Here is a 26,752-nt window from a genome sequence, read left to right on the forward strand (position 1 = left end):
TTCGAGAAGCATGCCAGCCTGAAGTATAAATATGGCAATCGGAAATTTTGGGCGGAGGGCTACTACGTCAGCACAGTAGGCTTAAACGAAGCAACTGTCGCAAAATATATACGTGAACAGGAAGCACATGACCAAGCAGTTGATAAACTGAGTGTGAAAGAGTATGAAGATCCGTTCAACAGAAACAGTAGCAAGAAGAAGTAAACCAGTTTAACTGGTAAGTGAAAGTGACAAGTTACACTGAGCCTGAACAATTTAATTGTCAGGCTAGCGTCTTTAGGCGCAGTTTGGCAACAGGGGGTTATACCCCAAGTGCAAACCACCCGTTGGACGGGTGGTTTTGATTTTCGGCGGGGACAAGAGCATGAATCCTATGCCATCGAAGACAGCGGCTATCGGGCCGGAGAATGGCCTGTACGGTTTACATTCCGTTTACATTCGTCGTCTATGATGGACTCCATAGCTTAGTTGAGGTATCAAGAAGGAGTCGATGTTATGAGGAACGAAATCGATCAGACGACGAAAGGCTCGCTAGGCAATTGGCGGCAATTTCTGAATCTCATTAATGAAACCAAGCCGTCCAAGCTCATGTTATTCATCGCCCTGCTGATGAGCATCGGCGGGGCGGCCGTATCGCTCGTCATTCCGATGTTCACCAAGGGGATGGTGGATAACTTCGCCATGTCGCAGCTGGATACGATGCAGATTGCGGCGTTGGCGATCGCATTCATCGTCCAGACGGTGGCCGCGGGCTTGTCCATCTATATGCTCAATCTTATCGGACAACGCGTCGTTGCCGGCTTGCGAGACCGGCTGTGGAAAAAGATGCTGGTGCTCCCGGTGTCCTACTATGACCGGAACAAGACGGGCGAGACGGTTAGCCGCATCACGAATGATACGGGGATTGTCAAAGGGTTCATAACGGAGCATCTGTCCAGCTTTTTTACCGGCATCATCTCCGTCATTGGCTCGCTCATTGTATTGTTGTATCTCGATTGGCAAATGACGGTCATCATGCTCCTCGTAATTCCGCTTGCCGCTTTGGTGCTGTTCCCGCTTGGCAAGCAAATGTTCAACATATCCAAAGGGCTGCAGGACGAGACGGCTTCCTTCACGGCGGTATTAAGTCAAGTGCTGTCGGAAATTCGATTGGTGAAAGCATCCAATGCCGAAGCGAGGGAATACGAGAACGGGCGCAAAGCCATTACCCGTCTCCTTCGCTTCGGCATTAAGGAAGGCGTCGTGCAGGCGTTGATTTCGCCCATTATGTCGTTCGTGCTGATGGTGCTGCTGGTCGTCATTATTGGCTACGGCGGCATGCGCGTATCGTCGGGGGCGCTGACCGCAGGCGAACTGGTCGCTTTCATTCTATACCTGATTCAGATTGTGATGCCGATGAGCCAGTTGTCCATGTTTTTCACGCAGCTCCAGAAGGCGATTGGAGCAACGGATCATATGATTTCGATTTTACAGGCCCCGGAAGAAGATCCTATGCAGGGGAAAGAGGCCGGGCGAGCGAATTTGCCGATCCATGCGGAGCATGTGCACTTTGCATATGCCGAAGGAGAACCTATACTTGAAGATGTAAGCTTCACGATCAATCCGGGCAAGGTAACGGCTATTGTCGGGCCCAGCGGGAGCGGCAAGACGACGCTGTTCTCCCTCTTCGAGCGATTCTACCTGCCGACCTCCGGTGTCATCAAGCTGGGGAATGAGGACATTAATGAATTCTCGCTGCATTCCTGGCGCGCTTTGATTGGATATGTGTCGCAGGAGAGTCCGCTGATCGACGGGACGATCCGGGAAAATATTTGTTACGGGATGAATCGGGATGTGACGGAAGAGGAGCTGAAGCGGGCGGCGGCCATGGCTTATGCGGACGGCTTCATTGAAGAATTGGCCGACGGATACGATACGGAAGTGGGCGAGCGCGGCATGAAGCTGTCAGGCGGACAGCGCCAGCGGATTGCCATCGCGCGGGCGCTGCTGCGCAATCCGCGCATTCTGATGCTGGACGAGGCGACATCGAGCCTGGACAGCAAGTCCGAGATTGTCGTTCAGAAGGCGCTGAACAATCTGATGAAGGGGCGGACGACGCTGGTCATTGCTCACCGGCTGTCCACTGTCGTCGACGCGGATCAGATTTTATTTATCGATAAAGGCAAGCTGACAGGCTGCGGCACGCATGAACAACTGTTGGAGAGCCATTCCATGTACCGGGAGTTCGCGGCGCAGCAGCTCAAAATTCAGGAACCGCACGGGGCTTAAATTTCGGTAACGAGCTATCAACGGGAAAGGCGGTATTATGCGAGATGGCAACCATTCTTGTCGTAGATGACGATCCTCATATTCGGGAATTTGTCACCGTATTATTGCAAAAGGAGGGCTTCGGGACGATGGAAGCCTCCGACGGCATGGAGGCGCTCCGTCTTATGGAAACGGAGAAAGCCGATCTTGTGGTCCTCGATATTATGATGCCGAATATGGATGGATGGGAACTATGCCGCGAGCTCAAAGCGCTGCATGATATTCCGCTGCTGATGCTGACCGCCAAGGGAGACACATCGCAGAAGGTGAAAGGCTTCAATCTGGGAACCGACGATTACTTGGTGAAGCCGTTCGAGCCGATGGAATTGGTCGTGCGCGTAAGGGCGCTGCTGAGAAGATATCAGATTGCGGCATCCCGGATTGTTCACATCGGCCGCGTGGTCGTGAACCGGCAGACATTCGAAGTCACCTCGGGCAGCGATACGTTCTCCTTGCCGCTGAAGGAATTCGAGCTCCTCTTCAAGCTGGGCGCCGTCCCCGGCAGGACATGCTCCAGAGAGCAGTTAATCGAAGAAATATGGGGCTATGATTATGAGGGGAACGAGCGGACGCTGGATGTGCACATTAACCGCCTGCGCGAGCGGTTCTCCTCCAGCGAGCACGGATTTCGCATCAAAACCATACGCGGGCTCGGTTATCGCCTTGAGGTGCTCGAATGAAACGGCTCGAATGGTTCCGCAGGTTCAAGGCAACGAAGACGTGGAGAACAATCAAATTCATAGGCAGCATGGGCGTCTTGCTGCTGTTCATGTTCGCGTCATGGTCGCTTGCCTATCTAATCAACCCGGCACTGCTAAGGTGGTTCGGATGGGAATTGACGGAATACGGGGCCTTTCTCATGACAGGGACGGTAGGTTTCCTGATTCTGTGTGCCGTGACCGGGATCTTTGTCCCTTTTGCGCGCAATAAGCATATTCTCTTCTATCATTCCATCATCGACGCCGTCAACCGGATTTCCAAGGGAGATTTCGATGTGACGATCAAGATGAATGAAGATTTCGAACATGAATACGGCATGCTGATCGAGAGCATCAACAATATGGCCGGCGAGCTGGGAGTGATGGAGAAGATGCGGCAGGAATTTATTTCGAATGTATCCCATGAGATTCAATCGCCGCTTACGTCGATTCGCGGATTTGCCCATGCCTTGCAAAATGAGGAATTGAGCGAGGAGGAGCGGCGACATTACCTCCAGATTATCGAGATGGAGACAACCAGACTGTCCAAATTAAGCGACAATTTGCTGAGGCTGACGTCCCTGGAATCGGAGCATCATCCGATCAAGCCTCGATCGTACCGCCTGGATCAGCAGCTGCGCAATCTTGTATTGGCGAGTGAACCGCAATGGGCGGCCAAAGCTTTGGACATCGAGTTGAGCCTGGATAAGGTTCACATTACCGCAGATGAGGATATGCTGAGCCAGGTGTGGGTCAACCTGATCCATAATGCCATCAAGTTCACGCCGGAGAAGGGCTTCATCCACATTGGGCTGACGGTGCATGAGCCCTATGTAGAAGTGAGGATGGAAGACAGCGGCATTGGAATCGACAAGGAGCATATCCCGCATCTGTTCGAGCGATTCTTCAAGGCCGATGCGTCCCGGAACCGGATGCAAGGAGGCAGCGGATTGGGACTATCCATTGCGCAGAAGATTGTTCAGCTCCATCAGGGAACGATTGCCGTGAGCAGTGAGAGAGGAAGCGGGTCGGTCTTCTCCGTCAAGCTGCCTCTGCGCATGTCGGACCACCATCATCAGGCTGAAAAAGAAGCGCCCATGGTTCGAGCGAACAAGGCTTAGCTTGAGCGTCGTATTCCTTTTGCGCTCACGGCGAACGCGGATATGTTCCCGGAATAAGGCTGCGAAATGCAGCATGATCATGCCCGATCGGCAGCCCGGATCGGGCATGATCATGAGGAACAAGGTGCCGGCCGGTTATCCCAGCCGATCCGGCACGTTGGAGAAGAGGCCGTCGATGCCGGCTTGCCGCAGCATGGCGGCCCACTCCGGCCGGTCGACGGTGTAGGCGTACACCTTGCAGCCTGCCCCATGGCATGCCGCGATGAAGTCCGCGTCCGCGAACGAAAAATGGGGATGGACGCTGTAGACCGGGAAGGGCAGAGACTGGATATATTGCTCCGGACGGCAGAGGCGATCGGCCATGAGCACGCCGAGCTTCACGCCGGGCTCCAGGCGGGCTATCTTTTCCAGCGCCTGATGGTCGAAGGAGGAGACGATAATCCGCTCCAGCAGGCCGCGTTTCTTTACGGCGTCGACAAGCTTTTGTTCGATTCCGTCATAGAAGAAAGGGATGTTCTTAATCTCGATGTTGGTAATGAGATCCTGATCCTGCACCAGATCGAGATAGTCATCAAGCAGCGGGATCCGTTCCTCGTTGAAGTCCGTGTGGAACCAGCTTCCCGCGTCAAGCCCGCTCAGCTCCTCCCAAGTCAGGTCCGCGATGTAGCCTTGGCCTGACGTCGTGCGGGCGACATTTTCATCATGGATGATGACAAGCCGTCCGTCCTTCGTCTGTTGAATATCAAGCTCGATGCCGGCGCAGCCGCGATCGAGCGCCGCCCGAAAAGCGGCCATCGTATTTTCCGGCGCATACCCCGATGCGCCCCGGTGGGCAAATATGAACATGCTCGCCAACCTCCAGCTTCATGATGGAGGCGGACAGGGCAGCGGCGGCATCCACCGCATCCTTGCCCGCCGTGTTCCTGCTTATTTCGGCGCGTTCACCTTGTTGTCCTCTTCGATGAGCTTGTCGATTTTCGCGGTCAATTCATCAACGACCTTCTGCGGAGCGTCTCCCTGGTAGAGCTTCTCGATCGCCGTCGCGACTTCGTTGCGCGTCTCCGGGAAGACGGAGATCAGCGCGCCCCGGGTAGCCGATCCGGCCTTCGTATTCTGAAGCTGCTTCACGGTCGTCAGGAATTGCGGCGCCTGCTCATACTTCTCCTTCAGGACCGGCTCCTCATGCGCGGCCTTCGTAATCGGGAAGTAGCCGGTGCCCGCCGCCCATTCGGCCTGAACGGCAGGGGTCGTTACATATTTCATGAAATCCCATGCCGCTTCCTTCTCTTCTTCGGCGACGCTGTTCATCAGCCAGAGCGAGGCGCCGCCCACGATGACGCCATTGGCCTCCTTGCCGTCCGGCGTCGGCAGGAATCCCGTGCCGACTTCGAAGGGAGAAGCCTGCATGACGCCGGCAATGCCCGCGGTCGAATCCATGTACATGGCGACCTTGCCGGCGCTGAAGGCAGCCCGGATATCATCCCACTGCCGCCCGTAGTTCCCGAGCGTGCCGTCCTTGTTCATATCGTCGAGCCATTGGAAGATGCCGAGGCTTTCCGGGGAATTGAGCAGCGACTTGGTTGCGAGACTGTCGCGACCGTTGCCGTTATCCACGAAATCGGCTCCTTGATTCGCCAGCAGCTGCTCGATGAACCAGCCGTAGATGAGCAATGCGAACCCTTTTTCGTTTTTCCCGTTGTCGGTCAGCTTCTTGGCCATTTCCCGGATTTCCCCGAACGTCTTCGGCGGCGACTCCGGATCGAGTCCGGCCGCTTTGAATTTGTCCTTGTTGTAGATCAAGATAGCGTTTGAAGTGTTGAACGGCAGCGAGTAGAGCTTGCCGTCGATTTGATAATAGCTGAGAATATTCTCCTCCCATTGGGACAAGTCGAATTTGTCTTGGTCAATCAGGTCCTGAACCGGCTGGATATAACCGCTGTTGACCATATACTTCGTTCCAATCTCCTGCACCTGCATCAGCGTCGGCGCCTCGGACGTGCCGCCCACCGCCTTGAGCTTCGTCAACGATTCCTCGTACGACCCTTGGAATATCGCATCGACGAAGTATTTGTCCTGCGATGCATTGTAGTCGCTCGCCATCTTGGCGATCAGTTCCCCGGCATTGCCGCTCATGGCATGCCAGAAGGTGACCTTGATTCGTCCGTCATCCGACTTTCTCGCCTCCGAGCCGGACGAATTCGTGCAGCCGACCGCGGACAGCGACAGCACCGCCAGCAGCAGCATCAGTACGCCTGTTTTTTTCACTTCCATATCCCCCTCGCGAAATTTGATCATGCCGGCTAATCATGTTGATTTATTTATCCTTTTAATGCCCCGGACATCAAGCCGCGCTTGAGCTGCTTGAGGCTGAGGAACAAGAAAAGCAAGGTGGGCACGAGCACGATGACGACGCCGGCCATGACGACGGGCCAATTCGTGTTCGTCTCTTGGGCCTGCATCATTTTCAAGCCGATCTGCACGGTGCGGACCGAATTGTTGGTCGTCGTCAGCAGCGGCCATAAATACATATTCCAGGTCGTCAAAAACCCGTATACGCCAAGCGCGCTCAGCATCGGCAGAGAAAGCGGGACGACGAACGACACCAGATAGCGCAGCCGGCCGCAGCCTTCCAATTGGGCCGATTCATGCAGCTCCTGCGGCAGCGTCAGGAAATGCTGGCGGAGCAGAAAGACACCGAAAGCGAGCGCGAAGAACGGCATCGACAACCCTTGATACGTATTGACCCAATTGAAGCCGACGATGGTCAAATAGTTCGGAATCATCGTCGCTTCCCATGGAATCATCATCGTCGATATCAACAGGAAGAACACGAAGTTGCGCCCTTTGAACGGAATAAAGACGATGGCGTAGGCCGCGAGGCTGCATACGATAAGCTGGCCGATCATGACGGTGAGCGAGACGATCAGACTGTTCACCATGAATTTGAGCAGCGGCACGCTTTTGAGCGCCATCGTGAAATTGTCGAATACGAAGCTGGCAGGGAACAGCTTGCCGGTCATAATTTCCTCGGTCGTCATCAGGCTCGCCAGGAGAGCATAGATAATCGGGAAGAACATGAGGCCAGCCGCGGCCAGCAGCAAGATGTAGAACACCCATTTCTGGTACAGCGCCATTCTCATTGATAGTGCACCTTCTTTTCGCCGACTTTGAACTGAATCAGCGTCGCCAGCAGCACGATCAGGAACAGAATAATCGCTTGCGCGCTCGCGATGCCGAATTTGTAATGAATAAAGGCGTTCTGATAGATGGAATAAACAATGAGGTTGGTTGATTCTGCAGGTCCGCCCTTGGTGAGGATATCGATCTGGCCGAACGATTGAAAAGAATGGATGACGGTCACGATGATGACAAAAAACAGGGTCGGCGAGACCATCGGCAGCGTAATGCGGAACAAGCGGGACCAGTACCCGGCGCCGTCAATGCGGGCGCTCTCGTAAATGTCCTCCGGTATGCTCTGCAGACCGCCGAGGAGGATGATGTAATTGAAGCCGACGCCCATCCAGATGCTGGTCAACGCGATGGAGATGAGCGCCCACTTCGGATCGGTCAGCCAATGGATCGGCGGCAGTCCGATCCAACCTAGCATATGATTCAGGAACCCGATGCTGGGATGGAACAGGAACAGGAAGATCATCGAGCCCGCGGCCACCGACACGCCGACCGTGGAAGAGAAAATAACGCGGAAAAACTCGATTCCCCGCAGCTTCTCGCTTGAAATGACGGCCAGGAAGAAGGCGAAGGCGACGCCCAGCGGCACCGTGTAAAGCACGAACAGGAATGTGCCGGTCATGCTTGTCAGGAAACTGTCGGACTGGAACAGGCCGGCATAATTATCGAAGCCGACGAACATGACGGGAACGCCGCGAGCGTTCGTGGAGAAGAAGCTGTAATAAAGCGTTTTCAACATAGGGTAGAACGTAAAGGCCGATAAAATGATGAGCATCGGACTTAAATAGAGCATACCCGCTGCCAGGAGGCGCAGCGGCGAATCTTTCTTGCGGAAGGTTGTGGCAGATGGCTCCATTAGACTATTCCCCTTTCTTAACCAGCGCAACGGTCAGAAAAAAAGAAGACCACAGAACGACCAAATGGCGGCAGCCAATTGGAACAAGCGTGGTCTTCTCCGTTTCCCGAAACCGGAATATTAACTTGCATCCCAGTATAATTCACACAATATTAAAAATCAATACAAATTATGGTTGTTCGTAGTGATACATGCGCTTGACGCGACGGAGAGGAGGTTGACGGGGCGGCGGGAGGGGATTACGATAGCGGTAGAAACAGCAAGGTTAGCGTATCAGAGAAAAACAGAGCCAGACCGAAGGGAGAGCGAGCAATGCACTTCGCCAACCAGGCCATCCTGCCGGCCGTAAGGCAGATGAAGGATATGGAAAAGCTTCTGGTCAGTCCGTTCGAATACATTGTGCTTTTGGATGTTCATATCGCTCAGTTGAAGCCTATTTTTCAGATGGTTCGCCCGCATAACAAGAAGCTGCTGCTGCACGTGGATTTGATTCAGGGGCTGCAGAACGACAGCTACGCGGCGGAATATCTGTGTCAGGAATTTACGCCGTACGGGCTATTGTCGACGAAGGCGAGCGTAATTATCCGCGCGAAGCAGAAGGGCGTCGTCGCCATTCAGCGCATTTTCCTGATCGACAACAGCTCCTTCGAGAAGAGCGGCGCCTTGCTGGAAAAGACGAATCCCGACTATATCGAGGTGCTGCCGAGCCCGATGCTGCCTTATTTGAAGCAGTTGAAGACCGGGCGCGACATACCGCTTCTCGCCGGCGGCTTCATCCGGACCGAAGAAGATGTGAACAGGGCGCTTCAAGCGGGCGCCGTGGCGGTCACGACCTCCAGCCAGACGCTCTGGCAGCAGTATGCCGCCGGGGAGCGCGCCGGCAATAGCGGCAATGGCGGTGAGCCCATCGTATAAAGTCCCCGCTTCCTACTCATGTTATAGATGACCATCTATGAAATGATGAGGCAAAGGAGGAAGGGCCATGACCAATTACCGGGACAGCCGCCGGAAGAATCATCTCAACGCCTTCGAGGAGCAGCCGGATCTCGTCGTCGGCAAGACCAATGCGTCTGCCGGCAAGAACGAAGACGTGGAATTCTCGATCGAGCAGGCGGACGCCGACGATTTGGAGGCGCTTGAGCGCGCCAGACAAGCGGATGAACGGGCGGAACGTCCATGAGACACATCGAAGCCAAATTCCAGGACGAATCGAAGGCCGAAGCTTGCGGGCGCAAGCTGAACGCGCTGCGGGCGCATGCCATTCAGGTCGCTCCATGGGAAGACGGATATATCGTATCCGCCGATGTGAACCATGCCGTGCTGGATCAGGCGCTTGCAGTGATGCGCGATTATGAGGGCACGTCCTTGTAAGGCAACAGAACTCCTGCGGCGAGCGGGTAAGACCGCTCGTTGTGTGGAGTTTTATTTTTGTGTACAATAAATAGAATGTGCGGACGGTTATCAATCGTACGGGGGAACACCGTCAAACTTGTCGGCACCGATCTTATTCATAGGGGGAATACCATCGTGCGCTGGCATGAATTAACGATACATACAAAGGAAGAAGCGGTCGAAATGATCTCGAACTTCCTGCATGAGGCGGGAGCGGGAGGCGTCTCGATCGAGGAATCCGGAACGCTGAACAAGGAGCGGGACACGACCTATGGCGAGCTGTATATCGCCCCGCTGAACGATATTCCCGAAGGCGAGGCGAAGATTCAAGGCTATTTCGCGGAAGGAACGGATCTGGCGGCGATCGAGGCCGAGGTGGCCGGCCGCATTCGGGAGCTCCGCACGTACGGAATCGATCCGGGCGAGGCTTCCCTGTCCTGGCGCTCCGTTCATGAAGACGATTGGGCGGATGCCTGGAAGCAATATTTCAAGCCGGCGCGCATTACAAGCAAGCTGACGATCAAGCCGTCCTGGGAGCCTTATACGCCGGCGGAGGAGGAGATGGTCATCGAGCTCGATCCCGGCATGGCCTTCGGCACCGGAACCCATCCGACGACCTCGCTCTGTCTCCAGGCGCTGGAAGGCGTCATTCAGGGCGGAGAAGACATTATCGATGTCGGAACCGGCTCCGGCATTCTGGCGATCGGGGCGTGCAAGCTCGGCGCCCGGCATGTCCTCGCCATCGACCTGGATCCGGTAGCGGTCAAGAGCGCCCGGGAAAATGTGGCGATGAACGGGCTCGATGACGCGGTTACCGTGCGGGAAGGCGATCTCCTGCACATGCTGAAGGCGAGCGGAACGGACGAAGCCCCGGCGCTTGGCGTAACGCTCCCTGTCCAGATCGTGGTCGCCAACATTTTGGCCGAGGTGATTCTGCTGTTCGTGGAGGATGTGTTCGCGGCGCTGCAGCCGGGCGGAATCTACATTGCCTCAGGGATTTACAAGAACAAAGAAGAGGCGGTAGAGCGGGAGCTGATCCGCCACGGCTTCCACATCGACGGGAAGCATCGCGAGGAGGATTGGGTTGCGTTCGTGGCCAAAAAACCAATGTAAACAGAGAGCCCTGTAATAGAAGAAAGCGAGGGAAGGTATGGATTTTTTGAATAATTTGTTCGCCGTCAAGCTGGAGATGCTGCCGTTTCTCGTATCGGTGCTGCTGATCGCCTTTACGGTCCATGAATTCGCGCATGCCTATTTTGCCTGGAAATTCGGGGATCCGACAGCGAAGATGCTGGGCCGCGTCAGTCTGAATCCGGCAAGGCATGTCGACTTCCTGGGCATGCTGTTCTTCGTCATCGCTGGCTTCGGCTGGGCGAAGCCGGTGCCGGTGAACCGGGATAACTTCAAGCATCCGCGGCTGATGGGCATCGTCGTGTCGGCCGCCGGACCGATCAGCAACCTGCTGCTGGCCTTTATCGGGACCATCGTGATTCATCTCGGCCTCAAGTTGGGCTTCGTGCAGTTGGGATCTCCGGATCGCGTCCATCTCGCCGTCTATTACTTTTTGAATTATTTCATCACTTATAACGTGCTGCTGTTCCTGTTCAATCTCATTCCGCTGCCGCCGCTGGACGGCTACCGCATTGTCGAGGATCTGGCGCCGCGCAGCCTGCGTCTGCGGTTGCAGCAGTTCGAGCAATGGTCGATTCTTATTTTCTTCATGCTTGTATTCATTCCGCCGCTGCGGAACATGACGCTTACGCCGCTCTTCAGTTTGATTGAACCGATCGTCTTTAACTTTTCGCGGACCGCCGCTTATCTGGTCGGCATGTAGAATACCGTTCCGGCAGGCGGATGCATGGCGTGGACTTTCTGGAAATATTGCTGCAAATCTAGCGCATTGCGCGCAAAACGTGTATGATGAGGAATGTTGATTACGATGCAAAAATACTTTGTCAGCCCCGAAGCGTTCGGGGATCAGCACATACGGATTACCGGCGCGGACGCGCATCATATCGTCAATGTGATGCGGGCCAAGCCGGGCTTCACTTTTCTGGTGAGCGACGGCGCCGGCCGCGAGGCCGTGGCCGTGTTCGAGAGCGGCGACGGCGAGACGGCCATCGCCCGGCTGGAGGAACTGGTTGCTGCCGATCGGGAAGCCGCAGTCGAGGTGACTGTCGCCCAGAGCCTGCCGAAGGGCGACAAGATGGAACTGATTATACAGAAATGCACGGAGCTGGGAGCGGCGGGATTCCTTCCGTTCCTGTCGGAACGCACGGTCGTGCAGTATGACGCGAAGAAGGAAGCCAAGCGGCTGGAGCGCTGGGCGAAGATTGCGAAGGAAGCGGCCGAGCAGTCGCATCGCAATCGCGTTCCCGCCATTGCGGGGCCTGCGGCCTGGGCGAAGCTGACCGGGCAGTTCGCGGACTATGATCTCGTGCTGATCTGCTATGAGGACGAGCAGGGAACGCGGCTCCGCGACGTGCTCGAGCCTTTCCGCGAAGCGCAGCGCGGCCGGGAGGCAGCCCGCATTCTGGTCGTGATCGGACCGGAAGGCGGGTTTTCGCTGCGCGAGGTGGAAGCGGCCGCGGCGGCCGGCGCGGTCTGCGTCAGTCTCGGGCGCCGCATTTTGCGGACGGAGACGGCGGGCATGGCGGCCTGTGCCTGCATCATGTATCAATTCGGAGAAATGGGAGGAAGTTGAACAATGCCATCGGTAGCGTTTTATACGTTGGGCTGCAAGGTGAACTTCTATGATACGGAAGCCATTTGGCAGCTGTTCAAGCAAGAAGGTTATGAGCAAGTCGACTTTGAAGCGACGGCTGACGTCTATTTGATCAATACATGCACCGTTACGAATACCGGCGACAAGAAGAGCCGCCAGATTATCCGGCGGGCCGTCCGCCGCAATCCGGACGCCATCATTGCGGTGACCGGCTGCTATGCGCAAACCTCCCCGGCGGAGATTCTCGACATTCCGGGCGTCGATCTCGTCATCGGCACGCAGGATCGGGACAAGCTGATGGATTACATCGCCCAGCTTCAAGCAGAGCGCCAGCCGATTAACGCCGTGCGCAACATTATGAAGACGCGCGCGTTCGAGGAGCTGGACGTCCCGGATTTCGCGGAGCGGACACGCGCATTTTTGAAGATTCAGGAAGGCTGCAACAATTTCTGCACCTTCTGCATCATTCCGTGGTCCCGCGGGCTGTCCCGCAGCCGCGACCCGCAAAGCGTCCTCAACCAGGCCCGTCAGCTCGTGGCGGCAGGCTACAAGGAGATTGTGTTGACCGGAATCCATACCGGAGGCTACGGCGACGATCTCGAGAACTATGATCTGACTGATCTGCTCTGGGATCTGGACCGCATCGAGGGGTTGGAACGGGTGCGCATCAGTTCGATCGAAGCGAGCCAGATCGACGATCGGATGATCGACGTCCTGAACCGTTCGTCGAAAATGTGCCGCCACCTTCATATACCGCTGCAGGCGGGCAACAATGAAGTGCTGAAGCGCATGCGGCGCAAATATACAGTCGAGGAGTTCGGCGACAAAATTGCCCGCATCCGCGAGGCGATGCCGAACGTCGCGATAACGACCGACGTGATCGTCGGCTTCCCGGGGGAGACGGACGAGCAGTTCCGGGAAGGCTACGAATTCATGAAGCGGGTCGGGTTCTCCGAGATGCACGTCTTCCCGTACTCCAAGCGTACCGGAACGCCGGCGGCGCGCATGGAGGATCAGGTGGACGAGGAAGTGAAGCATGCCCGCGTTCACGATCTGATCGATCTGTCGGAGCAGATGCAGCTCGCATACGCCGAGAAATTCGTCGGGCAAGTGCTTGACGTCATTCCGGAACGCGATTATAAAGGGGCGCCGGGAACCGGTCAAGTGATGGGCTATTCCGACAACTACCTGCAGATCGTGTTCGACGGCGACGAGTCGCTCATTGGCCGGCTCTGCCGCGTCAAGGTGACGAAGGCCGGCGTGAACGAATGCTTCGGCGTGCTGACCCGGGTGCTCGGGGAAGAAGCGGGCGCGCAGGCAGCCAATATGTAATGAGGTAGAACACAGAGGATTCCACTGTCGCTTCGTGTGCAAGGAGCAGGTGAAATCCTCTTTCCTTTCGGTTACGATATACATATTCATCAGTTTCAATAGTGCTGGCGGTAAGGGACCTGAGCACGCCGCACACTTTTTACGTTGGAGGATGTTCGCTATGAAAGAAATATCGGCGGGAGGCGTCGTGTACCGGCGGCGCGGAGAGCATATCGAGTTCCAGTTGATCCAGGATCGTTACGGCAAGACTTCCTTGGCCAAGGGAAAAATGGAGCCTGGAGAGACCGTAGAGCAGACGGCTCTGCGGGAAATTCTGGAGGAGACCGGGATTGAAGGGAGCATCGTCGGCAAGCTGGACACGATCCGCTATCAATATACGTCGCCGGAAAGCCGCACGGTGGACAAAGAGGTTCATTATTTTCTGGTCGAGGCGAAGGCCGGGCAGCTTGCGCCTCAGGTCGAGGAGATTCACAGCGTCGAATGGTACGATCCGCAAGCGGCATGGGCCAAGCAGACCGATTCCGGGTATGATAACAATGACGTCATTCTGAGCAAGGCCTTTGCGCAATTGGGGATTGCCTTGTAAACGGCCGCTGCTTGTCATGCGGGTCGGCGAGCGCAAGTGTCCTGCCCAGATGCCGGGAACAGGTACGCATTCTGAATATGTGCAGTAATCGTACGCTTTCAACTCTAATCTGATTGCGAAGGGTGATTACAGATGAACGAACAAATCCGATTGGCCAGCCTGATTGACCACACCTTCCTGAAGCCGGAAGCGGTGCGGAGCGATATTGAGAAATTGTGCGACGAGGCGCGGCAGCACGGCTTTTACAGCGTCTGTGTAAATGGGACCTGGGTTCCGCTCTGCCGCGAGCGGCTTGCCGGATCCGAAGTGCGCATCGCGGCCGTATGCGGGTTCCCGCTCGGAGCCGCCGCATCCTCCGCCAAGGCGTTCGAAGCGGCCAGAGCCGTGGAGGACGGGGCGTCGGAGATCGATATGGTGCTCCAGATCGGCCGCCTCCTAGACGGCGACGTGAAGGCGGTGGAAGCCGATATCGCCCAAGTGGTCCGCATGGTGGAAGGGAAGGCAATCGTCAAAGTCATCTTGGAGACGGGGATCCTGACGACCGCGCAAAAGATCGAGGCGTGCAAAGCCTCGGAAGCCGCAGGGGCGCATTTCGTCAAGACGTCGACCGGGTTCGGCCGCGGCGGGGCGACCGTCGAGGATATCCGGCTTATGCGGGGGAACGTGTCGCCGCATATCGGCGTGAAGGCTTCGGGCGGCGTAAGGGATACGGCGACGGCGCTCGCCATGATCGAGGCCGGCGCGACCCGAATCGGAACGAGCTCGGGAATCGCGATCGTTACCGGAGCCGGTCCCACAGCTTCAGATAGCACAGCGGGAGCGCCAGGACAGAGCTCGCAATATTGAATACCGTCTGGGCGCGGGCGATCTGGGCGGCCGGATCGTCGGTGAACCAGGCGGACAGCGCATGGAGCTGGCCGATTAGCGGATAGAACAGGATCGCCCCGCCCACATTGAGCACGATATGGCTCCAAGCCACGAATTGGCCATGGCGGCTTCCGCCGAGCGATGCGATGAGCGCGGTGAAGCAGGTGCCGACATTGGAGCCGATGACGATGGCGATGCCGATCTCGACCGGCAGCGCGCCGGTAGCGGACAAGCCCATCGCCATGACGATGATGGCCGCGCTGCTGTGGACGACGGCCGTAATTATCATGCCGGCCGCCAGCGCCCAGAGCAGACTGTCGTTGGACCGCTCGAGGAACCAGGTGAACATGCCGCGGTGCTGCAGCGGCCCCCCGATCTGCTTCATCCATTCGATGCCGAGCAGAATGAGGGCGAACCCGGCGGCGGCCAGCGAGCCGAACTGTAGCGGATGCAGCAGGGAGGCGAGCCGCTTCGGCAGGGGCAGGCGGTACTCGCCGCCCAGAATCGCCGCGCTCCAGCAGGCGAGCGAGCCGATGAGCAGCGGCAGCGCGTAGCGGCTGATATTGAGGCCGATCAGCTCCGTCGTCAGGCAGGTGCCGACATTCGTGCCGAGGATGATGCCGAGCGAGCGCGAGAAGCTCATCAGCCCGGCGTTCACCAGCCCGATGGTGATGACCGTGATGGCGGTGCTGCTCTGCAGCAGCGCCGTCATGCCGGAGCTGAACAGCATGCCGTGCAGCGGCGTCCGCGTGGAACGGTGCAGGAAGCGGTTCAAATAAGGCCCTGCCCATGCGTGAAGGGCGAGCTCCATCGTTTTCATGCCAAAAAGAAACACAGCCATTCCGCCTAGCAGCGGATACCAGATTTCTGCGAACATATGCCGGACTCCTTCGTCATTTCCACACACAATGCGGGTTCTATCATTCGAGCTGGAGCAGCTTGAGAGGAAACAAGTGAACAGCCTATACTGTCACTGTATGCTTGCGGATGGACAACAATGACAAGCCCGGCTGAAGCCGAGAGGGGACATGCAATTGAAGCAATCGACAACAGCAACCGTAATCTTGACCCGGAACCGCAAAAAACGGACGGAACATGGGCACCCGTGGGTGTTCCAATCCGAAGTCGAGCGCGTGGAAGGCTATCCGCAGCCGGGGGCGCTGGTGGATGTCATGAACGCCCAAGGCCAATATGTGGCGACCGGATACTATAACCCGGCTTCCAAAATCATTGTGCGGGTCATTGGCTATCAGGCCGCCGACGCGATGGATGCCGGATTTTTCAAGGAGCGGCTGCGGCACTGCCTGGAGCATCGCAACCGGTTCCTGCCCGGAGCGACGGCATACCGGCTCGTCTATGGCGAAGCTGATTTTCTGCCTGGACTGATCGTCGATCGGTTCGGCGATGTGCTCGTCGTGCAAATCTTGACGCTCGGAATGGACCGGGCGCGCGATTCGATTGTGGAGGCCCTGGTCGAGGTGATGAATCCGCGCGGCATTTACGAACGAAGCGATGTGCCGATTCGGGAAAAGGAGGGCCTCGAACAGAGAAAGGGCGCGCTGTACGGGGAATGCCCGCGCCATGTGCAGATTACCGAGAACGGACTGCAGCTTGAAATCGATATTGTCGAAGGGCAGAAGACAGGCTATTTCTTCGACCAGCGCGAGAACCGGGCGGCGATAGCGCCGCTGATGACCGGTTGGGGAGCCCGCAGCGGGATTGCGCTGACCGATATCGAGACGGAAGCAGGCGTACGCACCGTGCCGGTCAACGCGAACGGCAAGGAAGTAACCTTTCCGTGGTGGGACGGAGCCACGGTGCTGGAATGCTTCTCTCACACGGGAAGCTTCACGCTGCATGCTTGCAAATATGGAGCCAAGAAGGTGACTTGTCTCGATATTTCCGAGCATGCGATCGAGAGCGCGAAGCGCAATGTGGAGCTGAACGGCTTTGCGGATCGGGTGGAATTCGTGGTGGCGGACGCGTTTGCGTATTTGCGCGAGCAAGTGCAGGGAAGAGAGGAGCGGATGGAGCGCGGGACGAGCAAGGCGAAGACGGATACGTCGAAGCCGATGACCGCGGGCGGCGGCCGCACCTGGGACGTCGTCATTCTCGATCCGCCCGCGTTCGCCAAGACGAGGCAGGCGGCGGAAGGGGCGTACCGCGGCTACAAGGACATCAACCTTCACGGGATGAAGCTCGTGAATGAGGGCGGATATTTGGTGACGGCGAGCTGCTCCTATCATATGAAGCCGGAGCGCTTCCTGCAGGCGATCCGGGACGCCGCCCATGACGCGGGCAAGGTGCTGCGTCTCATCGATTGGCGCACGGCGGGGAAGGATCATCCGCAGGTGGCCGGGGTCGAGGAAGGGCATTACTTGAAGTTCGGCATTTTCGAAGTCCGTTCCAGACGATAGCATGACGAAGAAGCACCTCATGGCGAATTGCCGCGAGGTGCTTTTTGCGGTTGCGGCAGGACGACGGAATGGACAAGCGGCGCTTATGGAGCCGGATTGGTGACGAATGCGCCGCCCAGCCAGCGAGCATATCCCCGTTCGCGGGCCCAATTGATCTCGCCGCTGCGCACTCTCCGGCCCGCCTCGGTGAGCAGCAGCCGCCCGGCGGACGGCTCGACCGGCCGCAGCGGCTCCGGCAGCGGCTCGGAAGCCGCGGACAGGGATAATAGCGGGACTTCTCCGGAAGTCAAGCGGCGCAAATATCCCCAATACTGCATGTCGCCGAGTCCGTATTCCGGCACATGCGGCCGGATATGCCCATACAGCTCCAGGAAGGAGCCGGCTCCTTCGGCGACGGCATCCAGCGTCAGCCGTTCCACGACGCCCAGCCCGTCGTCGCGCGAAGGGAAGCGGCGGAGATGGAACCGCATCGCATCCACGACGGCGTCATAAGGAGCTTCCACTGAGCCGGATTCGTCGATCCAGCGCACCAATTTGCGCGGATTCGGGCTCGTATACGCCAGCCAGGCATGGTGCATCCATGAGATCGCTTCCATGTTCAGCCGAATGCCGCGCTTGCGGCAGAGGGCCAATTGGTCCGCGTCGAGGGCGCCGAAGCCGTCGTAGCGGTCGCGCCCGGGCATGGCGGCAATATCGATCCAGTAGACGGCCGCATCAGGATGCTCGCGGGACAGACGCTCCGTCAGCCGCAGCAGCATCGTGATATCGAACAGATCATGCTCGAACCAGAGGGCGATTTCCGGTTGCCGCAGCACGTCCGCTTTCCAGGACCGCTCCTGCTCATTGCTCATTTGAAGGTAGAGGGATGCGGGCAGGCCGCACATTTTTTCCAATTGAAGCGCGCGGTAGGCCAGATAACGTTCAAAGATGGGATAGACGGGTCCTTCGGTCAGCAGCTCGCGATAGACCCATACTTCTTCGTTCCAGCGCTCCCGGGCGATCGGACGAAGCCGTTCTGCCACAATATCTCCATTCACGATATGAATCACGCGGTGTGCCTCCTTTTCTCTCCGGCGGTATCGTCAGCCAGGGGCTTGAATTCCTTCCTGCACATTCCAAACGTGTGTTCCAGTCCGCTCGCGATAATATGCTATAATAAAGCAAGGTTTCCGTAAAAGAGACGATTTGCGAAGTCTCTGTCTACTGAGGACTACCGGGAATTCGGTCTTTTTGGACTTATTCTTATTCTTATTTTTAATCCTTTCTTGCGATTTGTAAATACACTTTTACACACGGCATTTGTGGAAAAAGCCAGCAGACGGCATGGCAGCGTACATATCTATTGGTCAGTTGTACGAGAAAGCGGGGGATATACATTGGCTTTGCATTTCGTAATCGGACGATCGGGGAGCGGCAAGTCGGCTCATCTGCTGAATGAGATCCGGCAGAGGCTGGAGGCTCAGCCGGAAGGTCCGCCCATGATTCTGCTCGTGCCCGAGCAGGGAACGTTCCAGGCGGAGCATGCGCTCGTCACTTCGGAGCGCCTGTCGGGGATGCTGCGGACGCAAGTCCTGAGCTTCCGGCGCTTGGCGTACCGCGTGATGCAGGAGACCGGAGGCACGGCGCTTACGCCGATTGGAGAGGAAGGCAAGAAGATGCTGCTGTACAAAATTTTGCAGCGGCGCAAGTCCGACCTGCCCCTGTTCGCCGGAGCGGCGGAGCAATTCGGCTTCATCGAAAAATTGAATGATCTGTTCGACGAGATGAAGCGGTACCGGATCCAGGCTTCCGAGTTGAACGAGCATGCCGCGTTCGTCCAGGAGCATGTGGACGGCCAGCCGCTCCTGTCGGCCAAGCTGCACGATTTGTCCGCCGTGCTGCGCGAGTTCGAGACCGAGCTGGAGCAGCATTATTTGGACGGAGAGGATGTGCTTGTCCGGTTGGCGGAAGGCATTCCGCACTCGGACTATGTGCGCGAGGCGGAGATATGGATTGACGGGTTCAACGGCTTCACGCCTCAGGAATATGCCGTGTTGGCATCGCTGCTGCTGCATGCCCGCCGCGTCACCGTAGCGCTCTGCCTGGATCGGCCTTACGCCTTGGGGGAGGAGCCTCATGAGCTGAACCTGTTCCATCCTACGGCGACGACCTTTCTCAAGCTGAGCAGCATCGCCGACACGCTCGGCGTCGAGACGGGTGAAGTTATACAGCTGGGCGGACAGGGCGGATTGCCAAGATTCGCTTCCTCTCCGATGCTCGCCCATCTGGAACGCCATTTCGATCGGCGTTCGGCTTATCGTCCTGCCTCCGCTGGCGGGGAGCAGGCGGCGATTCGCGTTCATGCCGCGGTCAACCGCCGGGCGGAAGTGGAAGGAGCGGCGCGCGACATTTTGCGCCGGGCGCAGGGCGAGGGCGTCCGCTGGCGGGAGATGGCCGTCATGGTCAGGAACTTGCCGGATTACGCGGAATTGATCGACACGGTCTTCGGCGATGCGGGCATTCCTTATTTCACGGATCAGAAGCAAGCGGTACTCCATCATCCGTTCGTCGAGATGACGCGCGCCGCGCTGGACATTCTGATCGGTCACTGGCGCTATGACGCGGTGTTCCGCTTCGTGAAGACGGACTTCGTCCTGCCTGAAGACGGGAGCGTGACGAGGGAGTCATTCGATCGGCTGGAGAACTATGTGCTGGCGTGCGGCATCGAGGGCTCGAAATGGACGAACGGACGCCCGTGGCCTGCCGAACCGCGGCAGTCGCTGGATCCCGACGATCCGGCGGCCGAAGAAAAGGCCGAGAGCGTGCCGGAGCAGGCGCCGGAATGGGCGGAGCAGTGCCGCCGCCGGATTGTCGAGCCGCTCTCTGGCCTGCAGCGCTCGCTCGCGCGAAGTCGGCATGTGCAGGACATGTGCGAGGCGCTGTACACGTTCTGGCTCCGTCTCGGGGTTCCGGACAAGCTGGAGCGGATGAGCCAGGAGGCGCTGCTGGACGGCGACGTGCAGCGTTCCCGGGAGCATCGCCAGATCTGGGGGGAGATGCTGGATATTTTGGACCAGATGGTGGAGATGCTTGGCGGAGAGAAGATGCCGCTCGAGCTGTTCGCCGGGATGCTGGAGACCGGCTTCGAGAGCGTGAAGCTGGCGCTCGTGCCTCCCGCGCTTGATCAGGTGCTGATCGCATCCATGGATCGGACGCGTTCGAGCCAGATCAAGCATCTGTACGTGCTTGGAGTCAACGACGGGGTTATGCCTGCCCGTCCGATAGAGGATGGGCTGCTGACCGAGTATGAGCGGGATCTGCTGCTCACGATCGGGATGGAGCTCGCGCCCGGCATCCGGCGCAAGCTGCTGGACGAGCGCTTCGTCATCTATCATGCCTTCACTTCGCCGAGCGAGAGCCTGTGGCTCAGCTATGCGCTGGCCGACGAGGAAGGCCGATCGCTGCTCCCTTCGGAGACGGTGAGGCAGATCCGGGGGCTGTTCCCGGGCATGCAGGAGGAGCTCCTGTTGGCGGAGCCGAATGAATTTGTGCCGGAAGCGGAGCAGGCCGATTTCATCGCCTATCCGGAAGCGGCGCTTAGACATTTGATCGCCCAGTTGAGGGAATGGCGGCAAGGCCGCCCGATCGCGGATCTGTGGTGGGATGTGTACCGTTGGTTCGCCGCGCACCCGGCTTGGCGGGATCGGCTGAAGACGGTGCTCGGATCGCTCGCTTACCGCAACCAGGCGCAGGCGCTGACGGCCGACACGAGCCGGAAGCTGTACGGGCAGCTATTGCGGACGAGCGTCTCCCGCATGGAACGGTTCGTCGCCTGCCCGTTCTCGCATTTCGCTTCCCACGGATTGAAGCTGAAGGAACGAAGGCTGTATCGGCTGGAGGCGCCGGACATCGGCCAGCTCTTCCATGCGGCGCTAAGCCGATTCGCCGGCGAACTGCAGGCCCAGCAACGCTCCTGGGCGGAGCTGACGCCCCGGGAATGCGAGGCGGAAGCGGATCGCATCGTCGATCTGCTGGCGCCCCGGCTTCAGGGGGAGATTTTGCTCAGCTCCGAACGGTACGGCCATATATCCGGCAAGCTGAAGCGCATCGTCGGGCGGGCCGCGGCCGTGATGGGCGAGCATGCCAAGCGGGGGCAATTCGAGCCGGTGGCGCTGGAGATGGATTTCGGGCCCGGCAAGCCGCTGCCGCCGCTCCGCTTTACGCTGGACAACGGCTGCACAATGGAGATTATCGGCCGCATCGACCGCGTCGACAAGGCGGAGAGCGAGCGGGGCGTCCTGCTGCGGGTGATCGATTACAAGTCGAGCCAGACGGACCTGGCTCTCCATGAAGTGTATTACGGGCTGTCGCTGCAGATGCTTACCTATTTGGACGTGCTCCTTACCTTTGCGGAGGAGTGGCTCGGCACGGAGGCGACAGCCGCCGGAACGCTTTATTTCCATGTGCACAATCCGCTCCTCCAGGCGGCCAACGGCTTGAATGAGGAGCAGGCTTACGAGCAGCTCCTGAAGCGATTCAAAATGAAAGGGCTCGTCCTGGCCGACCGCGAGGCCGTCCGTCTGATGGACGGCTCGGTGGAGCAAGGGCATTCCCAGGTGCTTCCGCTGGCGGTGAAGGCGGACGGATCGTTCTACAGCAATTCCTCCGTCGCGACGGAGGAGCAGTGGGAGCTGCTCCGGGGGACCGTCCGTTCGGTCATCCGGGATATCGGGACGCGCATCACGAACGGCGATGTGGTGATCGAACCGTACCGGAGCGGCACGGCGACGGCATGCGATTTTTGTTCCTACAAGCCGGTCTGCCAATTCGACGAATTGGTGGACGGCAATCAATATCATCTGTTGCCGCGGCTGGGCAAAGACGAAGTATGGGCGAAGCTGAAGGGAGGCGAAGCGGACGATGGACATGAACCGCGATGAACGGAATAGCCGCGAATACGAGAGCGGCGGCGAGGCTGGCGGGACTTCCCGCTTGCCGTCGGCCGCTGCCGCCGGGGAGGATGGCGAAGCGCGCGTCCTGACAGCCGATGCGGCGTCCGCGGGCGAAGCGCCTGCGGAGCTGCCGCCGAGGCCGGCCGAGAGCACGTGGACCGAGGAGCAGTGGCAAGCCATCGTCGACGGCGGCGAGAACATTCTGGTCGCGGCGGCCGCCGGCTCCGGGAAGACGGCCGTATTGGTCGAACGCATTATCCGCCGCATCAGCGACGAGGCGGCGATGCTGCATGTCGATCAACTGCTCGTCGCCACCTTCACGAAGGCGGCCGCGGCCGAGATGCGCGAGCGCATCCGGCTGGCGCTGGAGCGCAAGCTTGAGGCGAACCCGGAGTCGGAGCATTTGCGCCGCCAGCTCGCCCTGCTGAACCGCGCCTCGATCACGACGCTGCATTCCTTCTGTCTGGAGGTGATTCAGCGGCATTTCCAGGCGGTTCAGTTGGATCCGGCTTTCCGGGTCGCGAACGAGACCGAGATCGAGCTGCTGCGCCAGGACGTGCTGGAGGAGCTTTTTGAAGAGCGTTATGCCAGCAAGGAGCCAACCTTTGCGCGGATGGTCGATTGGTTCAGCGGAGAGCGCAATGACGAGGCCGCTTTCCGGCTCGTCCACCGGCTTTATGATTTCTCCCGCAGCCATCCGTGGCCGGAGGAATGGCTGGACAGCATGACGGCTTCGTTCAGCCCGGCGGACATCGCCGAGCTGGGCCGCTCCCCGTGGGCGGACAGCATTATGGCTGCGGCGCGGCTGACGCTGAACGGCATCGTCGAGCTGCTGCGCCAGGCGATCGCCCTGACGACGGCTCCGGGCGGTCCGGAGCCGTACCGCGCCGCGCTGGAGCAGGAGCTGGCCGGAGCGGCTGCCTTGGCGGACGCGGCCTCGTCCGTCCCGTGGGAACGGATGCATGAGTCGTTCGGACTGCTGAGCTTCGGACGGCTGGCGGCCTGCCGCGGGGATCAATACGACAAAGAACTGCAGGAGCAGGCGAAGCGTCTGCGCGATCAGGCGAAGAAGCGCCTGCAGCAGGTGCGCGACGAGCTGTTCCGCCGGACGCCGGAGCAGTTCCTGCAGGAGCTGCATGCGATCCGGCCGGTGCTCGAAGCGCTGACTTCCGTCGTGCGCGAATTCGGCGCCCGGTTCGAGGCGGCCAAGCGGGCGAAGGGATGGCTTGATTTTGCCGATTTGGAGCATTACTGCCTGCGCATTTTGCGCGATCCTTCCTCCACGCCGGAACGGGCGGTGCCGTCCGCGGCGGCGCTGCTGTATCAGGAGCAATTCGCCGAGATTTTGCTGGACGAGTATCAGGATACGAATATGGTCCAGGAAGCGATCGTGGACTTGATTACCCGGCCCGGACACGGCAACCGGTTCATGGTGGGTGACGTGAAGCAGAGCATCTACCGCTTCCGCCTGGCGGAGCCGGGCCTGTTCCAGAGCAAGTATACCTCCTACGGGAAGAAAGGACGCGGGGATGGCATCCGCATCGATCTGGCCCGCAACTTCCGCAGCCGCCAAGGCATCGTCGATACGGTCAATATGGTGTTCCGCCAGATTATGAACGCCGACGTGGCGGAGCTGACCTATGATTCCGCGGCAGAGCTCGTATGCGGGGCGTCCTACCCGTCCGCCGAGGAGATAGCGGCCGAGAGCCGCCGCGGCCGGGAAGAGTTCGGCATGCCGTATTTCGCGACCGAGCTGCTCCTTATAGACAAGGGCGTGCCGGCCGCGGCGGACGAGGCGGCGGAGGACGAGGACGGCGAGACGGAACGGGCCGCATTGGATGCCGCCGAGCTGGAGACCGCGCGCCTGGAGGCGAGGGCGATCGCTTCGCGCATCCGCCGCATGACGGGGGACGAAGGGGAGCCCCCTTATCTCGTGTATGACAAGGAACAGAAGCGGATGCGCCCGGTCACGTACCGGGATATGGTCATTCTGCTGCGGGCGACCCAAGCCTGGGCGCCGCTGATGATGGAGGAGCTGAGACGGGAAGGGATTCCGGCTTATGCCGAGTTCAGCACCGGCTATTTTACGGCGACGGAAGTGGAGATCGTGCTGTCCCTGCTGCGCGTGATCGACAATCCGCAGCAGGATATTCCGCTCGCCGCGGTGCTGCGTTCGCCGATCGTCGGCTTGAAGGAGGAGGAGCTGGCCCGGATTCGGCTGTACGGGAAGGGCAAGCCGTTCTATTACGCGGTCATGGAAGCGGCACGGGCGGAAGCGGAGGACGGTTCTCCGGCGGCGATGCAGTTGGAGCTGGAGCTCCCTCTGGCCGCGGATGAGGGTGCCGATTCGGCCCCTCGGCAGGGCGGCGGGGAGTGGCAGGCGAAGCTGAACCGCTTCCTCGACCGGCTGGAGCAATGGCGGAATGCCGCGCGGCAAGGGCGGTTGTCCGACTTGATCTGGCGAGTGTACCGGGAGACGGGGTACTACGAGTGGGTCGGGGGACTGGCCGGCGGCCTGCAGCGCCAGGCGAACCTGCGCGCTCTGTATGATCGAGCCCGGCAGTATGAATCATCCTCGATCCGGGGACTGTTCCGCTTCCTGCGGTTCATCGACCGGATGCGGGATACGGGCGGGGATCTCGGGACGGCCCGCGCGCTCGGCGAGCGGGAGGACGTCGTCCGCATTATGACGATTCATAAGAGCAAGGGGCTCGAATTCCCGGTGGTCATCGTTGCAGGGCTGTCGAAGCGGTTCAACCAGCAGGATCTGAACGCGTCCTTTCTGATGCACAAGCATCTCGGCTTCGGTCCGAAGTACGTCGACGAGGAGAAGCGGGTCGCTTATCCGACGCTGCCGAATCTGGCCATTCGGCGGCAGATGAGGCTGGAGCTGCTGGCCGAGGAGCAGCGCGTGCTCTACGTGGCCTTGACCCGGCCGAAGGAGAAGCTGATTCTGATCGGCACGGTGCAGGACGCGGAGAAGTCGATTCGGAAATGGGGCGAAGCGCTTGATGTCGAGCGGCTGCTGCTGCCGGATTATTTGGTGGCGGAAGCCCGATCGTATCTCGATTGGATCGGGCCCGCGATCATCCGGCACCCGGCCGCGGCCGAGTGGCGCCGGTATGCCGGCCTGCCGAACCGGAACGGGGAATGCCTGCTGGATGATCCGTCCCGGTGGCACCTGGCGATGGTGCCGGCATCGGTCATTGCGGCGGGCGAACGTCTGGCGGACATGCCGGAGGATGAAGAGCGTGTGCGCCGCATGAAGGCGCTGCGCCGACTGGAGACGGAGGACGCGTTCCCTCGTTCGGCTTGGGCGGAGCAGATCGGGGAGCGGCTATCCTGGCGCGATCCGCACCGGATCGTCACGCTGCTGCCGTCGAAGACATCCGTCACCGAGATGAAGCGGCTGGCCGCTTCCGATGATTGGCCTCCGGAGGACTGGCTTGGCGCTCCGGCCGGACCGGAATTTGAAGCGAAGGGTTCAGAGACGGAAGCGGTGACGGAGCACGGTGATAGAGAGGGGGCGGAGCCGGCGAAGGGCGGCAAGGAACCGGCCGCAGCGCCCGGAGCGGCTGCAAGCGGCGATCCGGCGGCGTCCGGACCGTATGCCGATCCGTCCCGCACCTTGTATCTGCGGCGGCCGAGGTTCATGGAACGGCGCGGCATCACGCCGGTCGAGCGGGGGACGGCCTACCATCTGCTGATGCAGCATCTTCCGCTGGATCGCCGGCTGACGCCGGAAGAGGTGAATCATACCCTCGACGATCTGGTAGCCCGGCTCATTATGACCCGGATGCAGGCGGACGCGCTGGATGCGGAGAGCGTCGCCGCTTTCTTCGACAGCGAGGTCGGCCGGCAGTTGGCCGAAGCGTCGTGGGTGAAGCGGGAGCTGCCGTTCAGCTACGGCCTGACCGCAACGGAAGCGTACACGATCGAGGGCCTGCGCCGGCGCGAATCGATGGCGGCCGCCGCGGAAGCGCTGGGGAGCGGGACCGCTTCCGCACCGGGGACTGAGCCGCGCTTCGTCGCAACCCCGGCCTTCGCCGCGATGGATTCATCCGGGCAGCTCGATCGGGAGACGGTGCTCGTGCAAGGAATTATCGATTGCCTGTTCGAATGGAACGGAGAGCTGGTTCTGCTCGATTACAAGACGGACAAAGTGCTGGCCCATCGGGGCGGTCTCCGCGGGCTGACGGAGCATTACCGGTTCCAGCTAGAGCTGTATGCGCGGGCAATTGAAGAGATATGGAAACGGCCGGTCAAGCGGAAGGTGCTGTACTTCTTCGACGCGAAGCAGGCTTGCGAGCTGTAACGATGAGTGGCGGGCG

The 26,752-nt window shown here is 59.2% G+C and carries 22 protein-coding genes; 16 read left to right on the forward strand and 6 right to left on the reverse strand.

Annotated elements, in window-relative coordinates; translation table 11 throughout:
- The 4 genes from ABD76_RS09025 to ABD76_RS09040 form a co-directional block, all read left to right on the forward strand.
- A partial coding sequence (locus ABD76_RS09025; RefSeq protein ID WP_197254502.1) for a transposase occupies positions 1-204 on the forward strand: 204 nt, incomplete at its 5' end.
- A gap of 291 nt (positions 205-495) precedes the next feature.
- On the forward strand, positions 496-2,268 hold the full coding sequence (locus ABD76_RS09030) for an ABC transporter ATP-binding protein (RefSeq protein WP_197256159.1): 1,773 nt from the start codon (positions 496-498) through the stop codon (positions 2,266-2,268).
- 44 nt (positions 2,269-2,312) lie between these two features.
- Positions 2,313-2,987 (forward strand): response regulator transcription factor, encoded by a 675-nt coding sequence (locus ABD76_RS09035; protein ID WP_197256161.1) that lies wholly within the window; start codon positions 2,313-2,315, stop codon positions 2,985-2,987.
- Positions 2,984-4,126: a sensor histidine kinase gene (locus ABD76_RS09040; protein WP_197256163.1), complete on the forward strand. Its 1,143-nt coding sequence runs from the start codon at positions 2,984-2,986 to the stop codon at positions 4,124-4,126. Before ABD76_RS09035 ends, ABD76_RS09040 begins: the two co-directional genes overlap by 4 nt.
- A gap of 135 nt (positions 4,127-4,261) precedes the next feature.
- Here the strand turns inward: ABD76_RS09040 and ABD76_RS09045 are convergent, their stop codons facing one another.
- The 4 genes from ABD76_RS09045 to ABD76_RS09060 all read right to left on the reverse strand — a co-directional run bounded on the left by ABD76_RS09045 (position 4,262) and on the right by ABD76_RS09060 (position 8,171).
- The gene (locus tag ABD76_RS09045) at positions 4,262-4,972 is read right to left on the reverse strand and encodes a glycerophosphodiester phosphodiesterase (protein ID WP_197256165.1); all 711 of its coding nucleotides are present in this window, start codon (positions 4,970-4,972) and stop codon (positions 4,262-4,264) included.
- A gap of 81 nt (positions 4,973-5,053) precedes the next feature.
- Entirely contained in the window at positions 5,054-6,391 is a 1,338-nt protein-coding gene (locus tag ABD76_RS09050; RefSeq protein WP_197256167.1) for an extracellular solute-binding protein, read from the reverse strand.
- A gap of 53 nt (positions 6,392-6,444) precedes the next feature.
- Positions 6,445-7,266, reverse strand: a complete 822-nt coding sequence (locus ABD76_RS09055) for a carbohydrate ABC transporter permease (RefSeq protein ID WP_197256169.1) — start codon at positions 7,264-7,266, stop codon at positions 6,445-6,447.
- Positions 7,263-8,171, reverse strand: a complete 909-nt coding sequence (locus ABD76_RS09060) for a carbohydrate ABC transporter permease (protein WP_197256171.1) — start codon at positions 8,169-8,171, stop codon at positions 7,263-7,265. The genes ABD76_RS09055 and ABD76_RS09060 overlap by 4 nt, the downstream gene beginning before the upstream one ends.
- 312 nt (positions 8,172-8,483) lie before the next feature.
- Between ABD76_RS09060 and ABD76_RS09065 the strand changes: the two genes are divergently transcribed.
- From ABD76_RS09065 to deoC, 9 genes are all read left to right on the forward strand, one after another.
- Positions 8,484-9,086 (forward strand): glycerol-3-phosphate responsive antiterminator, encoded by a 603-nt coding sequence (locus ABD76_RS09065; protein ID WP_197256173.1) that lies wholly within the window; start codon positions 8,484-8,486, stop codon positions 9,084-9,086.
- A gap of 67 nt (positions 9,087-9,153) precedes the next feature.
- Positions 9,154-9,351 (forward strand): YfhD family protein, encoded by a 198-nt coding sequence (locus ABD76_RS09070; RefSeq protein ID WP_197256175.1) that lies wholly within the window; start codon positions 9,154-9,156, stop codon positions 9,349-9,351.
- The gene (locus tag ABD76_RS09075; RefSeq protein WP_197256177.1) at positions 9,348-9,542 is read left to right on the forward strand and encodes a hypothetical protein; all 195 of its coding nucleotides are present in this window, start codon (positions 9,348-9,350) and stop codon (positions 9,540-9,542) included. The genes ABD76_RS09070 and ABD76_RS09075 overlap by 4 nt, the downstream gene beginning before the upstream one ends.
- A 156-nt stretch (positions 9,543-9,698) precedes the next feature.
- Positions 9,699-10,676 carry a 50S ribosomal protein L11 methyltransferase gene (gene prmA, locus ABD76_RS09080; protein WP_197256179.1) on the forward strand — a complete coding sequence of 326 codons (978 nt, stop codon included), beginning with the start codon at positions 9,699-9,701 and terminating at the stop codon, positions 10,674-10,676.
- A 37-nt stretch (positions 10,677-10,713) separates the two neighbouring features.
- On the forward strand, positions 10,714-11,397 hold the full coding sequence (locus ABD76_RS09085; protein WP_197256181.1) for a site-2 protease family protein: 684 nt from the start codon (positions 10,714-10,716) through the stop codon (positions 11,395-11,397).
- Positions 11,398-11,502: 105 nt separating this feature from the next.
- On the forward strand, positions 11,503-12,267 hold the full coding sequence (locus ABD76_RS09090; protein WP_197256183.1) for an RsmE family RNA methyltransferase: 765 nt from the start codon (positions 11,503-11,505) through the stop codon (positions 12,265-12,267).
- 3 nt (positions 12,268-12,270) lie between these two features.
- Positions 12,271-13,620, forward strand: coding sequence for a tRNA (N(6)-L-threonylcarbamoyladenosine(37)-C(2))-methylthiotransferase MtaB (gene mtaB / locus ABD76_RS09095; protein WP_197256185.1), 1,350 nt, complete (start codon positions 12,271-12,273; stop codon positions 13,618-13,620).
- Positions 13,621-13,771: 151 nt separating this feature from the next.
- Positions 13,772-14,206, forward strand: a complete 435-nt coding sequence (locus ABD76_RS09100; protein ID WP_197256187.1) for an NUDIX hydrolase — start codon at positions 13,772-13,774, stop codon at positions 14,204-14,206.
- Positions 14,207-14,338: 132 nt separating this feature from the next.
- Positions 14,339-15,052: a deoxyribose-phosphate aldolase gene (gene deoC, locus ABD76_RS09105; RefSeq protein ID WP_197256189.1), complete on the forward strand. Its 714-nt coding sequence runs from the start codon at positions 14,339-14,341 to the stop codon at positions 15,050-15,052.
- Here the strand turns inward: deoC and ABD76_RS09110 are convergent.
- Positions 14,985-15,950, reverse strand: a complete 966-nt coding sequence (locus ABD76_RS09110) for a Na/Pi cotransporter family protein (RefSeq protein ID WP_006676242.1) — start codon at positions 15,948-15,950, stop codon at positions 14,985-14,987. The two genes, deoC and ABD76_RS09110, sit on opposite strands and share 68 nt — an antisense overlap.
- 151 nt (positions 15,951-16,101) lie before the next feature.
- Here ABD76_RS09110 and ABD76_RS09115 point away from each other — a divergent pair, with 151 nt between their 5' ends.
- Positions 16,102-17,490, forward strand: coding sequence for a class I SAM-dependent rRNA methyltransferase (locus ABD76_RS09115; protein ID WP_197256190.1), 1,389 nt, complete (start codon positions 16,102-16,104; stop codon positions 17,488-17,490).
- 83 nt (positions 17,491-17,573) lie between these two features.
- Here the strand turns inward: ABD76_RS09115 and ABD76_RS09120 are convergent, their stop codons facing one another.
- Positions 17,574-18,539, reverse strand: coding sequence for a DUF1835 domain-containing protein (locus tag ABD76_RS09120; protein WP_197256192.1), 966 nt, complete (start codon positions 18,537-18,539; stop codon positions 17,574-17,576).
- Positions 18,540-18,866: 327 nt separating this feature from the next.
- Between ABD76_RS09120 and addB the strand changes: the two genes are divergently transcribed.
- Positions 18,867-22,409, forward strand: a complete 3,543-nt coding sequence (addB, locus tag ABD76_RS09125; protein WP_197256194.1) for a helicase-exonuclease AddAB subunit AddB — start codon at positions 18,867-18,869, stop codon at positions 22,407-22,409.
- Complete coding sequence (gene addA, locus ABD76_RS09130) at positions 22,390-26,736, forward strand: helicase-exonuclease AddAB subunit AddA (RefSeq protein ID WP_197256196.1); 4,347 nt, start codon at positions 22,390-22,392, stop codon at positions 26,734-26,736. The genes addB and addA overlap by 20 nt, the downstream gene beginning before the upstream one ends.
- Positions 26,737-26,752: the final 16 nt, after the last annotated feature.

It is taken from the genome of Paenibacillus dendritiformis, from assembly GCF_015845845.1.
Classification (GTDB): Bacteria; Bacillota; Bacilli; order Paenibacillales; family Paenibacillaceae; genus Paenibacillus_B; species Paenibacillus_B dendritiformis_C.